This is a genomic window from Methanobrevibacter sp. UBA212 (assembly GCF_905233225.1).
GTDB lineage: Archaea > Methanobacteriota > Methanobacteria > Methanobacteriales > Methanobacteriaceae > Methanocatella.
Genome location: NZ_CAJODJ010000006.1, coordinates 1 through 14,052 on the forward strand (window position 1 = coordinate 1; position 14,052 = coordinate 14,052).

8 protein-coding genes are annotated in these 14,052 nt (G+C 39.1%); 3 read left to right on the forward strand and 5 right to left on the reverse strand.

Features of this window, described 5'->3' with window-relative positions; all coding sequences use genetic code 11:
* Positions 1 to 161 precede the first annotated feature (161 nt).
* Complete coding sequence (locus QZ138_RS01700) at positions 162 to 1,826, reverse strand: AMP-binding protein (RefSeq protein ID WP_292885437.1); 1,665 nt, start codon at positions 1,824 to 1,826, stop codon at positions 162 to 164.
* A gap of 157 nt (positions 1,827 to 1,983) precedes the next feature.
* Positions 1,984 to 2,556, reverse strand: coding sequence for an XRE family transcriptional regulator (locus QZ138_RS01705; protein WP_292601857.1), 573 nt, complete (start codon positions 2,554 to 2,556; stop codon positions 1,984 to 1,986).
* A gap of 485 nt (positions 2,557 to 3,041) precedes the next feature.
* Between QZ138_RS01705 and QZ138_RS01710 the strand changes: the two genes are divergently transcribed.
* Positions 3,042 to 3,734 (forward strand): hypothetical protein, encoded by a 693-nt coding sequence (locus QZ138_RS01710; protein ID WP_292885439.1) that lies wholly within the window; start codon positions 3,042 to 3,044, stop codon positions 3,732 to 3,734.
* Positions 3,735 to 3,753: 19 nt separating this feature from the next.
* Here the strand turns inward: QZ138_RS01710 and QZ138_RS01715 are convergent, their stop codons facing one another.
* Complete coding sequence (locus QZ138_RS01715; protein ID WP_292885442.1) at positions 3,754 to 4,395, reverse strand: hypothetical protein; 642 nt, start codon at positions 4,393 to 4,395, stop codon at positions 3,754 to 3,756.
* Between the two features lie 512 nt (positions 4,396 to 4,907).
* Between QZ138_RS01715 and QZ138_RS01720 the strand changes: the two genes are divergently transcribed.
* Positions 4,908 to 5,474 carry a sugar O-acetyltransferase gene (locus QZ138_RS01720; protein WP_292885445.1) on the forward strand — a complete coding sequence of 189 codons (567 nt, stop codon included), beginning with the start codon at positions 4,908 to 4,910 and terminating at the stop codon, positions 5,472 to 5,474.
* A gap of 174 nt (positions 5,475 to 5,648) precedes the next feature.
* Here QZ138_RS01720 and QZ138_RS01725 read toward each other — a convergent pair whose 3' ends face one another.
* On the reverse strand, positions 5,649 to 8,591 hold the full coding sequence (locus QZ138_RS01725) for a pectate lyase-like adhesive domain-containing protein (protein ID WP_292885447.1): 2,943 nt from the start codon (positions 8,589 to 8,591) through the stop codon (positions 5,649 to 5,651).
* Positions 8,592 to 8,857: 266 nt separating this feature from the next.
* Between QZ138_RS01725 and QZ138_RS01730 the strand changes: the two genes are divergently transcribed.
* On the forward strand, positions 8,858 to 9,568 hold the full coding sequence (locus tag QZ138_RS01730; protein WP_292885450.1) for a thymidylate synthase: 711 nt from the start codon (positions 8,858 to 8,860) through the stop codon (positions 9,566 to 9,568).
* Between the two features lie 3 nt (positions 9,569 to 9,571).
* Here the strand turns inward: QZ138_RS01730 and QZ138_RS01735 are convergent, their stop codons facing one another.
* Positions 9,572 to 14,050 (reverse strand): C1 family peptidase, encoded by a 4,479-nt coding sequence (locus tag QZ138_RS01735; RefSeq protein WP_292885453.1) that lies wholly within the window; start codon positions 14,048 to 14,050, stop codon positions 9,572 to 9,574.
* Positions 14,051 to 14,052 lie beyond the last annotated feature (2 nt).

A 14,052-nucleotide genomic window follows, 5' to 3' on the forward strand; every position in this document is an offset into this window, starting at 1 on the left:
AGCTGAAATTCAGCAGAAAAATTATTATGATAATAACAATGTTATAAAAATTTAGAAAAAAATAAAATTCATCCAAAATCATTTAAGTTTCGGTGCATGTTTTTTTGATGAAATCGGAACAATATTGATATGACAATGTAAAAAAAAATGGTTTAGGAGAACTATAATTCTCCCCTTTCACGGCGTTCATCCAATAGCTTAAGGCCCAGATCGCCCAGCTTGTACTTCTGGATTTTTCCGCTTGTAGTGAGCGGGAACTCATCCACGAAGAACACGTATTTAGGCACCTTGTACCTTGCAATGGAACCTATGCAGAAGTCACGGATATCCGCTTCTGTGACATCGTCAAACCCGTCTTCCTTAATAATGAATGCACCTACGAGCTCACCGTACTTTTCATCAGGGATTCCTGCAACCTGAACATCCTGCACGCACTCATGGGTGAACAGGAATTCCTCGATTTCACGAGGATATATGTTTTCTCCTCCACGGATGATCATGTCCTTGATACGGCCCACAATGGAGTAGTATCCATCCTCATCGACTGTCGCAAGGTCTCCTGAGTGAAGCCATCCGTCAGGTTCGATTGTCTCTGCGGTCTTTTCGGGCATGTTGTAGTATCCCTTCATGACGTTGAATCCCCTGCACATTATCTCACCGGTTTCGCCGGGACCCAATTCCTCGCCGGTTTCGGGATCGACGATTTTTACTTCGATGTTCGGGAACTTGCGGCCAACGGTGTTGATTTTTTTCTCGAATGAATCGGCGGCATTGGTCTGTGTAAAGCCCGGTGCGGCTTCGGTAAGACCGTATACGCTTGTAATCTCCTTCATGTTCATCTTTTCGATAGCATCCTTCATGGTTTCAACAGGACAAGTTGACCCTGCCATGATACCGGTTCTAAGAGAGCTCATGTCAAACATTTCAAACATAGGGTGGTTCATCATTCCGATAAACATTGTAGGAACACCATAGATTGAGGTGCACTTTTCCTTCTGGATTGAGGATATAGCAAGCAACGGGTCATATTCCTCAAGGACAACCATGGTTGATCCGTGGGTGATGACCGCCATCACTCCTAAAACTGTACCGAAACAGTGGAACAGCGGCACCTGCAGGAGCAGTCTGTCCTTGGCGGTGTAGTTCATGTTTTCCCCGATGTAGTATCCGTCGTTTACGATGTTACGACTGGTGAGCATGACACCTTTTGGAAAACCTTCAGTTCCTGATGTGTACTGCATGTTGATTACGTCATGCTGTGTGACAGAATCCTTAATCTTCTGGTATTCGTCGTCGTCATAGTTCATACCAAGCAGAATCAGTTCATTGGTATTGTACATTCCGCGATGCTTTTCCTGGCCGACATGGAAAATGAACTTTAAGCGAGGGAATTTTTCAGCGACAAGGTGTCCTCTTGCACAGCTTTTAAGCTCTGGAACCAGTTCATTTATAATGTCGAAATAGCTGGTGTCCCTGAACCCGTCAGTCATTGCCAATGCCTTCATGTCTGATTGCTTGAGCACGTATTCGAGCTCATGGGACTGGTATGCTGTGTTGACTGTCACTATTGTCGCACCTATTTTTGCGGTTGCAAACATGTAGGTCAGCCATTCCGGAACGTTTTTGGCCCAAATTCCGACATGGTCCCCCTTTTCAATTCCGATAGCCAGCATTCCTTTTGCCAGATTATCAATTCTTTCATCAAATTCCTTGTATGTAAATCTTAAGTTTCTGTCCGGATAAACGATAAATTCATGGTCAGGCTGTTTTTCAACCATTGATTCGAAAAACTTTCCTAATGGAAGTTCTGTAAATAATTCACTCATAATAATGACTCCTAAAATTTTTTTAATTCAACATATCTTGGCTCAAATAATAGTTCTGCAAACGCAACAATCCCAAATCCTGAGTGAAAAATTTGATTACAGCATTGTCCCCTGTCTTTTGTGATATTTCAAACATATTATCAAGCCCTCAATCATATTAGTATGGAGTGTACAGCACGGCAAGTATCTTTGCCTTGTCATTTCCGCTTGCGTGGAGGTGGTGAGGCACCACTGAGTCATAAAATATTGTGTCACCCTCTCCGATGGTGAATGTGTCCTTTCCATAAATCACTTCGATTTCGCCTTCAAGAACATATATGAACTCTTCCCCTTCGTGGGATGAAAGTTCCTTTTCGCCTTCCTCAAATTCTATGTCGATTAAAAACGGATCGATGTTCCTGTCAATCTTTCCTGCACCTAGGGAGTGGAACTCAAGGTTGGTTGCATTGGTAACGTCTTCCCTTCCTGAGAAATAAAGTGAGTTTTCTGTTACGCCGCCTCTTGTGACTACAGGTCCCAGTTCAGGTGTGTCGTCGAGAAATGTTCCGAGCCTTACGCCTAATGCCCTTGCCATTTTGGTCAGTGGGGTGAGGGACGGAATTACTTCCCCGGCTTCCATAGCCTCTAAAACTTCAAGCTTTACTCCGCTTCTCTCGGAAAGTTCTTCAATTGACATGTCCTGTCTTTCTCTAATGTCCTTTATCTTTTTTGCAAAGTCTTCGTTTGTCATATTTTTCACTCATTTTTGAATTGTCACTTAAAAGATTTAAGTATTAATAATTATATTTTATAATATATTTAAAAGTATCCTAAAAATGAAAGTTTATTTAATTTTAGGGAAGTTAAATCAAAAAAAGTAGCTGTTCATTCAAAAAAAATCATCGGATTTTTGGGGCAGGATGATTGCATTTGCCTTGTGAAATTGCAACGAAAAAACCATTATATTTAAATTCAGCAATTCAGGTTATGTAAAATTGCTTTAAAACAATTGAATTGACCTCAAAACAAAGGAAAACAATATATATTTTGAAAACTAACAGTATAACGTAAAGAATTTTCCCCGTTCTTTACAATGAATTATGAGAAACATATTAGTTATGAGACAACTAAAATTGGCGGATAGGGTTGGAGCAATCCGGCCTTATTCTTTTTTATTTTGAACTTCACCAAAAAATTATTAATTAAATAAACGAAAAATTAAATTAAGGTGAAACTTTGAAAAGAAGAACAAAAGTGCTTCTCATTTTTGTAATCCTGATTGCCCTTGGAGCTGCTATGGCCCTTGAAAACTATCAGGACAAGCATGTATCCTATAAGGTACTTGCAAAAAACGATTTGGGGAGTGTTGAAAGAATTATTTACGGATGCGAGACATCAGAAGATACAATTGCACTGATTACAGGAATGCATCCACGGGAAAATGTTTCAATAGGTCCTGAAATTCAGGCGGCCAAGGAATATGCAAACGGACATTCCGAAGTCAACGTCATACATTATCAGGTAAATGTGACAAAAGATGCAAAAAACTATGACAAGGGAAGGGCAAACGGAGAGAAGCTCGTTCATGACTATGTAAATCCTGATGTTACAAAATCCGGTGCGAATTGTGTAATAATCAGCCATTCACAAGACAAGGGTGATGATGAAGGATTCTATCTGGCAACTCCCGAAATGGATGATGCGTCAGTGGAAATAGCCAAAAAAATCTATGCAACAAGCGATTTTGAAAACTATCCTACAACCGACAATGAGGCATACAATTCAACTTCATCGCAGCTTGTATCATGCCCGATTGCAAAGGCGGGCTATCCGACATTCGTATATGAAATACCCAAAAACATAACCGCAGCCAATTCCACCGACAGGGCAAAGGAACTATTCAGTCTGATGGTAAGATATACAAGCTGATATTTTACCCCCACTTTTTTTAGCGTGACAATATGTTATATACCTTTAGGGCATCCTCATGAGTGAGTGTCACATTTCTCGCTGAATTTTCCAAAGTGATGTCCAGCTTATGCTTAATTAGAATATTGAGGAAGTTCTGATAGCTGGATATGAACTTACCTCCCAACTTGTCATTTAATTTTGGAATGTCCTCCTCACCACATTCAAAAACATCAAATAACGTGTTGAATATATCATAGTTCAACTGAACTTCCCTCAAGTCTGTCTTTTCATCCCCCATTGAAAATGTCAGATGAAGGGAACCGCTTGAAACCTTCCTGACTGAAGGGATATGATCTGATTTCAAGCCTTTTGCACTTTTCAATATGTCCGCAAGAGAAAAAGTCAAATCGTTGACTCCGCCAAATATCTCAGACATTGACTGAAGGGAAAAATCATGTTTCGCCTCATTATTGAAATGAACCTTTGTATTTTCCCCAAGCATTTTAACATAATCTTCACGATCTTTTAAGATAATATCATGAAGCTGTTTAAAACTATTGTAATTTATTGCAATGCCCTTTCTTTCAGGATATTGTTTCATACGTTCTTCCATACTATGTAAACGAGATTCAATATCGTTTAAATCATTATTATATTCTTCAATTGTATTAAATAACATTTAATTCATCCTCTTTAATTTTACAAATCCCTTAAGACTATTAGAACCCCTAATTTTCGGAAACAAGAAATATAAATATCTGCATTTGAAAAAAAAACATGATTATCATAAATAATTTTTTTCAAAAAGTCTTCCCAATCTATTCCAAATATATTCAAATTGATATATTCAATTTAACGAGATTACGGCAATTTTTAAATTGGTTTGAAATGAATAATATAGCATATTAAGAAACGTTGAAAAACAGCTTATAACAGTTAAACACATTATTTTTGGCATTTATCCTTAAATTTAACATAGTATCCCACTTGAATTGATAGAAGTTTAAATTGCCATCGGCAAAATCATAATATGAATAATAGTTAACTTTTATTGTTTAAATAGGTTATGGTGTGTTTTGATATCATGGATTCTATCTTATCCCATCGGAATGAGACTTAAAACAACTCGGTTCATGATTTAAATAATAAATATGATAATTATTATTAATCAATTGAGATAAAATATTAAATATGAATCTAGAAGAATTTTTGGAACATGCAAACAGGGGGAAAACAATTCATTACCCATCCGAAGCCCAGGAATTATGTGATGATTTGCTCCTGGAAGCTACAAGAATCAAGATGAAGCTGAACTGCGAGTACCATACCGAAGACGAGATCAGACAGATAATGGCCGAACTGACCGGACAGGAGGTTAATGAAACATTGAGGCTCGTTCCGCCATTCCATACAGACTGCGGAAAAAACATACATATCGGAGAAAACGTGTTCATCAACTCCAACTGCACAATGCAGGATCAGGGCGGAGTATATATCGGTGATGACGTTCTGATTGGACATAACGTTTGCCTATTAACTTTGAATCATGATTTTGAAATAGAAAAAAGAGCTGAACTGCATCCAAGCCCTGTGCATATCAAAGACAAGGCATGGATAGGCTCCAATGCCACAATTTTGCCAGGAGTCACAATAGGCGAGGGAGCAATCGTTGCGGCAGGTGCCGTCGTAACCAGAGACGTCATGGCAAAAACCGTTGTCGGAGGGGTTCCGGCAAAACTCATCAAAAAAATCGAATGAAAAATTCCACTACCATCACCTGCAATATACTTAAAAATAGAATCAATTAAAACAATAGTTACTTATTTTTAATAAAAATAATAACATCAATATGTTGAATTTTTAAAAGAAGGTTGAAATTCAAATAATCTGGACGGGTCCATCCATATCAAAAAATAAAAAAAAGTAGAAGATTTATTTTTTAAATCTTCTAATAGGTATCAATATCAGAGCCAACATCAAAGCCAACAAAGGATTTCCCGTAGCTTTTTCATCTACCGGATGCTTTGAAACAGCTTTTCGCCTATCCTCAGGAGGAGGAGTTTCAGAGATTTCATCATCAACCTCCCCATCAGCTGTATCGTTGTCTGTTGGTTCAACAGGAGTTATATCAACCGTTTCCTTGGTTTCATTAGTTCCATTAGTTCCATTGGTTTCGTTGGAAGGAACCACTGGAGTGTCATTTCCTATAACTTCTGTCGTGTTAGTGGAATTTGAAAGAGTTGTGTCGTTGAAACCGGCTGTAACGGTATTTGAAAAGTTTCCGGCTTTAGTGGTATTGAAAAATACCCTGAAACTTGCACTGTCTTCCAGTTCAAGAACCTCGGCCAAGGTAAACACATGCTTACCTTCCTTATTTACGCTATGCCTCCAGGTTCCCACCTTTGAAGTAAAGTCCACATAAACAAGCTCGGAGTCAAACTCACTTTCACAAACGAAAACATTATTCAAATCGACATCTCCGGTGTTGGTGACGACAATTTCAAATATTGCCAAATCGCTAATATTGACTTGAGGAGTAATTGTCTTCTTTTTAACTGTCATGTTTGGATTTTCAGCTTTCAAACCTGCAGCGCTGTTGTTGACATTCTTATCCCCTAAACCTGAGGTTGCATTGTTAATTAACAAACCTTCCAAGGTCACACCGAATGTCAGGATAATGGACGCTGACCTTCCAGGTTCCAGAACGTCCAGATACCAGCGATGCAGCTGCTCGTTGTAAGTCCAGTTTCCAACTTCTGCCCTCCATGACTGATAGACCAGACCGTCGGAATGTTCCTTGTCCTCAACCCAGTTGTCATATACCGGAAGATTACCCTTGTTGTTGATAACAAGCCTGTAGTCAACCGTATCTCCAATGTAAATGGTTTTGTTGATTATTGCATCCTTAGTGAAAACCTGATTGATCTCTTCACCGTATGCAAACTTGAAAAGGAACAGGTTCTGCTGGGAAGACGGTGTAACCATTGAGGAATAATTGATGTACATCAATGTTCCGTTTGGAAGAACCTTACAGGCATTGGCGCTAGGAACCCTGAATCCTGAATCATAAAGCTCAATTACGCTTTGAACTATAGGATCATCTGAATTCCAGTATTCCCTGTCAGTGAATGCCCAAACGTAATTGTGGAATCCTGTCTGCTTCAAGTCTTCAAAGTTATCAAGGAATCTGTAGATCAAAATTTTCAGATACTCCTTGACAGGCTCGCCGTTGATGGAATTCTTTATGAAATCCATGGTATCATCATACACCCCGGTATAAGGATTGAAATTATATAATTCAGAACAGAATCCATAATATCCCGCTTCCGTTTCAAGCATATGTTCAACATCGTGTGAACCTGTAATTTGACCACCATCGATAGCTGGTTTGCTGAAAGCGTCGTCATCACCACTATTATTATTCAGATATGATTTTGTAACAACATAAACGGAATTTCCGAAATTGGCGTTATTGTCAGTGAAATTGGAATCTGTCACCCCTGATGCATATGAAAATACCGCTCCGCCATATGGGGCTGTATTATTTATAAATCTTGAATTTGTTATGTTGGAAAACCCAATGCTTAATGCACCACCATAATTATTCGCTGAATTATCTATAAATTCACAGTTGTCAACATTGACATGGGAAATTGTGTTGAGTGCCCCTCCACCATATATCGCATGATTATTAATGAATCTTGAATCAGATAAGGTAGTATAAGCATAATTCATGTCAGTTACGCGATAATAATCATAGGAAAGATGCGCTCCACCACCCATATGGGCGGAGTTGTTAACGAATGTCAAATTGTATAATGTTCCCCATACTGCATTGTGATACAATCCTCCTCCGGCAGTGGCGGCCGTATTGTTTTCAAAATAGGTATTGGAAATGGTCCATCCTCCACCTAAAATAGAGACTCCACCTCCATGAGACATTGGAGCGGAATTGTTGATGAAATTACAGTTTTTTAAGGTTCCATAAAATCCACCACAGTAAAGAGCTCCCCCACCGGTTTTCAGTTGTATATTGTCTGTAAAATTGCAGCCATCGATTGTGGCATAATTACCAAAAATATAGATTGCTCCACCATCAGGATACCTTTGATCTGAAGTGGTATTGGCAACATTGTGGATAAATTCTGAATTGGTAATCCTTCCTTGGTCTCCCCGTAGAAATATTGCCGCTGCATACTGCCTAGTCGCCATATTATCAATGAATTTACAATCTATAACCTTATGATTATATCCATACGAATATAGTGCAACGGCACCTTCCCCTTTATTATTGATAAATGTGGAATTAATAATTGATGCATAACTCCCAGAAGTGTATACAACAGCCAATGTTGTTTTACTGTCCTTGAATACCGAATCCATTATCTTAAAATTATTTCCTGATGCTGAGATTGCTGCCCCCATATAACTGGCATATCCATTTGTGAAAGTTATATTCTTCAAGACCACATCAGATGCACTAACACTAAAAATTGCAACACAGTCGGAAGCGTTTATAGTGTGGCCATTACCATTAATCGTTAATTTCTTATTAATAGAAATTCCACTACTATACACCTTATCTCCTGAAACGTATTTATAATCCTTAGTTAAGTTAATAGTGCTGTCTGCAGCACTACTAGAAATTAAATCAGACAATTCAGTGAAATTTCCAACAGAATCATCAGATAAAACCTCTCCTGTCTGTTCTTGGCCTAACTTGGGAGTTTCAACATCAACAGCATCATCGACATCATCGATATTATCAGTACCGGCAATATCATCTGCAGTAACATTTTCCTGAGCGCAGACCGCTCCAATCGAAACGAACAGTAGCAATAAAGCAATTATCAATAGCTTCGTCTTTTTAATCACTTGTTTTTCACCCCCTTTTAATTTTTTTAACTATATTAAAGACTAAAAATATAGCATATGTTATTCTTTATTTAACAACATATATAAACTTTACATTTACAATGCACATGAAAAAATAATTGAATATACTCAAATCAATTAATAAAAAAAATTGTTTATATTCATTAAACATGAAGGATAAGTGAATATTCATGTAGAATCATGATTAATTAAAAATATATATTATGCGATACATAGTAAAATATAATTTAAAGGACTGTTTTATTATGTTAACAATTAATCAATGCTATTTGGATTTTGTCGATAAAATCCTAAAGACCGGAAAGGAAACCTACAAGGATTCCAATCATCACTTGTTGGAAAGCTTGGGAAATTTCTATATAATTGACGACCCTCTGGATTTGAAGTTCAGGGCAAAATATCAAAACTACACCACAGACATGATGCTGGCAGACATCAAGGCAGGCAAGTTCGATATTGAAGGATGCCCAATCAAAAGCGACGCATTATACAACTATGTGCAATCTGTAGAGGATCCTGCAATAATCAACAACACTCAAGGGTTTGTATATACATATCCAAATCGTATCTTCGCTCATTTTGATGTTGACCAATTCGAAAGCATGAAAAAAAGAATCCTGACTGCAACAGGTTCAAACCGTGCTGTGGCAGTTACAATCAACCCTATTGAGGATGCCGAAGAGGAGGACATTCCATGTCTTCAGTTCCTGCAATGCCTTGTCCGTGACAATGAGCTTACAATCCACTGCATATTCAGAAGCAACGACATTTTCGGAGCATTCTACTCAAACATGTTTTTCATTGCCTATCTTGGCCTTAAGATGAAAGAGGAAGTCAACAAGGAAATAATCGGTGAAAAGCTGAACTTCGGAGGAGTGCACTACCACTCAACTTCCGGACATATCTACAACACCGACATTAAAGCTGCACGTAAACTGATTAAAGCGAACAAATAAGGATTACACTATCCTTATCTTATTTTTTATTGTCAATTTTCCGTATTTTGAAGTGATTGTGTATTTTCCCTTCCTGTATTTTTTGGTGATTTTCAACACCGCAATGCCTTTCTTGTTTGTTTTGACCTTATAGGTCTTTCCCTTGAATTTGAAAGTGATTTTTTTATTTTTCAGTATTTTTCCATTGGAATTGAGAAGCTTGGCCTTGAATTTGATGGTTTTTGATTTCTTGACCTTAATGTCTTTGGTGACTATTGTGGATTTGACCTTTATTTTGTTTGATACCTTATATCCCTTATATTCAGCGGTTATTGTGTAGGTACCCGGCTTTTGGGTGATTTTCAAGGAAGCATAACCGTTTTTATTGGTGTATACATAGTACTTTTTGCCGTTTATCTTGAATGTGACCTTCAGGCCCTTAACTGTCTTGCCGTAATCGTCCACAACCTTGACCTTATAGTACTTGCCTGCTCCGTAATAAGCTGTCAGACCCTTGTTTTGTGTTATCCTTTTGACCACACTTACTGATTGGGTTTTGACCTCACCGGTAACCGGATTTGTTATTTTTACAGAGTATGTTCCAGGATTCAGATTCACGTTTATAGAAATTTGTCCTTTTCCATCACTGATTATATTATAAGAAACCCCATTGAAAAGCATATTTACCTGCTTGTTTATCAGCAGGTTGCCGTTTGAATCCCTTAAGGTGGCCAGATACCTTGAATTAAGTGCATAAGTATATGAATCAAATTCTATTGTGGATTTGACAACAATATTGACATTTTTTGATGATTTTATGTACTCATCATCCCCGATGAAACTGATTTTTGCCTGGTTAGATCCGACAGGAGCAGCAACATTAAAAACAGCAACACCATGACCATCAGTTCTCTTTTTGATTGTCTGACCGTTGACCGTTAAGTAAACATCCCTATAAGCAATGGCATTTCCATTTTCATCCTTCAATACAACAGAGTAAGCGCCGTTATAGTAAATTATTGCATCCGAAGCGTCAATCCGAGTGTTTTGATGATTGATGTGGAACGAACCTGCCAGGTCATCCGCCTCATAAATAGAGCTTATCAGTTCAATGACATAATCATAGTCACCCATTTTGAGGCCTTTGAGGTCGCATAACACATATGATTCGGTTGTTGAATAAAAATGGTCTTCACCGTCGACCCTAAGATTGACAGTGAAACCTCTGGAGGAGTCCTTAACTCCAACGGACAGATAGGCATCACATTCATCGACGGCAATGTCCAAAGTCATGTTAACCTTAAGTTTTGAAACAGGAATCCTTTCTGCATAAACGGATGAATTGTAAATTCCATTGTCATAAAACGTTACGGAAATGGTATTGTTGCCAGTCTGTTTGAAGGTATGGTTGATATATGCTCTTCCATCAGTGAAATCCAAAACGAAAAGCTCGCCGGAGATGAAAAATGCAATTCTTCCGCTTTCAACGGGAGTGCCGTTCAAATCTGTGACATATGCAACTATATTTACCGGATTGTTGGCCTCATTGGTTGTTATGTTAAGTGATATTTTTGTTTTAATCAATGACAACTCCACCGGCATGTCTGCGTGGGAAGGGCAATAGAAGAACAAATCATCATATTGGGCATGGATTGTGCATTTCAAAGGTGATACCATAATATTTTCCAGCTTTGCAGTACCGTTAACTACATCCACATCATATTTCACGCCTCCAATGTCAAAGAGGACATTTCCGTATTTTACTGGATTTCCGTATTCATCCACAACCTTTGCGGTGACATTAACCGGATTGTGCTCGCCTGTAACGTTCAGCTCCATGCTTGTGTTGATGAGCGGATTGTGCAGTTCGGCATGTGCCATGGAATGGCTGTAGCCGACATCTTCAAATTCAACGGTGACATTTGCTGATTTAAGAGCTATTTGCTTTTTGGCAACTCCATTGACTATGTCAAGAGTGTAGGTTTCATCATCCACCTTAAAATCAAGCTTTCCATAATTAATAGGGTATCCCCACTGATTCAATATCTCTGCAACAATAGTTATCCTGTCTGAGGTTCTGTCTTCAAATGCCAATGAGATTGTTGAATTTATAGGGTTTAGAATTGTAAACGCCTTGATGCATGCCACCTGTGACTCGTAGGTATGGTCAGGATAATCCCAGGTTATATTGAAGAGGTCCCTCCAGGTACTGCCGTCATAGCTGATGTATGAAATGTTTTCACGGTAGAAGAGATTGTTCAGGCTGATTTTTTCTGAAATCGGCACACCCGCATCTCCGTCAACTGTAATTTTAAACATTACCTCAAAAACATCCCCGACACTGATTGGCAGCAACTGGCCCAAATCAATGGTACGGTAACCTGCAGGAGAGTCCCCCAACCTTGTCAATTTCAGAATGCCGTTGACACTGATTGTAAGCTCCCAATGAGTGCTCTTTTCAAAGTATGTTGAGACGGCCGCCAGATATTCATTGTCTGTTGCGTTGAAAATGTTCTTGTACCATACGGTTTTTGTAGTGTTGAGGAAATAATCGGTTTTGGCTATATCATACTGGTAGTTCTTGTCATATTTCATGGTGTCATTGAACATGAATGCAATTGCAGTGCCATCATTACCCGGTTTGAGGCATGTGTTGTCGAAATATGAAACGTAGAAGTAACCATTATCTCCCCATTCACTGCCCCAGCTGTTCTTCGCTATCCATGCACCCTTTCCCGGAGCTCCTGAAATTTGGAAATTGTCATCCCATCCGACCAGCACGACCGCATGGTCGCAGATATGGTCTCCGGTATAGCACTGCACATATTTCCTAATGGCAAAATCATAATATGCAACCATATAGATTGGAGCATATACCCCACCATAATCCCTGATGGCGTTTTTGACTGAATTCAAATCGGAATGGCTTGATCTTTTTAAATACAGAATGTTTTGAACATGAAGAATATCATCCAGAATAGGGGAGAGCACTGCAAAATCCGTATATCCGTCATCTTTTTCAAGAGCAGGGCCCAGCCAGCTTGTCAGATAGCTGAATCCCATATCGTCATATCCTCCGTCATTGGTGTCCATTGACCAGCCGTAATGGGAGTAGAGGGCCGCCAGATTCTTCATGTTTTCCTCTGACAGATCAAGATTTCCTGATGCCTTCAACACTGCTGATTCAAGGGTTGACAATATGGCAAATGCCCAGCAGTTGCCTGCATTCTGCTGATTTTTAACAGGTGAGACATATCCTTCATCAACAGAGCTGTAATAGCTTGGAAGCGGAGATTCATCATGCACATGATTGTATAATGTGTAGTTGCCTCCGGTGAATATTAAAGATTCGTTGTCCTGTTTAAAAAGATCCTCATATGCCATGGCAGTATTGTTGATGTAAGTGAGATTGTTGAAATCTGAATAATCGTTTGAAAGTGAATAGAATGCCCCTGCAAGCAAATCGGCCGAATTGTTTATGAATAAACTATTGCATGCATCAAGAAGATATGAGGCGTCAACAAACAATCCCCCACCGTTTTTTGCATGGTTGTTGGAAAATATTGAATTGTTTAATGTCAGATTGCCGTAAATCTGATAGATGACACCGCCGTCATATTTGGCCACATTGGCGAAGGCATTAATGTTGTTCAAATTTGTATATGACTTTAAAAGAGCAAATGCCCCGCCAAAAGTAGCATTGCATGAGGAGATTTCCAAATCCTCACCGGTGAATGTTCCTGATTTGATATAAACAGCACCACCGGCATCCTTGATGCATCTGTCATTGATGAATTTGGAGCGTTTGACTGTCAGTCTGATATCCCGGGAATATTTGGACTCGCAGGCAATTGCCCCGCCGTAATTCATGGCAGTGTTGTTGATGAATGTGGAATCAGTGATTTCTAGGATTCCTCCGTTAAAATAAATGGCTCCTCCACAGCCGGCACGGTTATTGATGAATGTGCAGTTGGTCAAATGGACATTGGCTTTGTCATTTGTGCAATAGATGGCCCCACCCAAACCGTTTCCGTATTTGCTTGTCTTGACGGATGAAGTGTTTGCAAAAATAACATTTGAAGCAGTGAAATCCCCCTGAACGAATATGTTCAGATTACAAATGGTAACGTTTGTCAAAACAAGCGGAGAATTGACAGTTAAAGCTCCTCCATCGCCTTTGACGATTGTCTTTGTTGCATCCTGACCGATGAATGAAACGTTGGTGTGGGTGTCAATCTGTGAAAATTCATATTCCCCATTTTTAAGGTGAATCACTGAGTTGTCAAGGATTCTGCCGTCGCGCAGCTCCCTGTAAGGATCGTCAACAGTTCCCTCGCCGTGGTCGTTTGTGGCATTGCTGTCGAAGTAAAAGTCACTGGAAAGTGCTTGAGCATCCGCACTGGATTCAAGACTATCGGTAGCATTTTCCTGTGCAAATACTGATGGAACAACCAGCAAAATTAGGAACATTGCCGATAATATCAGCAATTTACGTTTAAGCATAA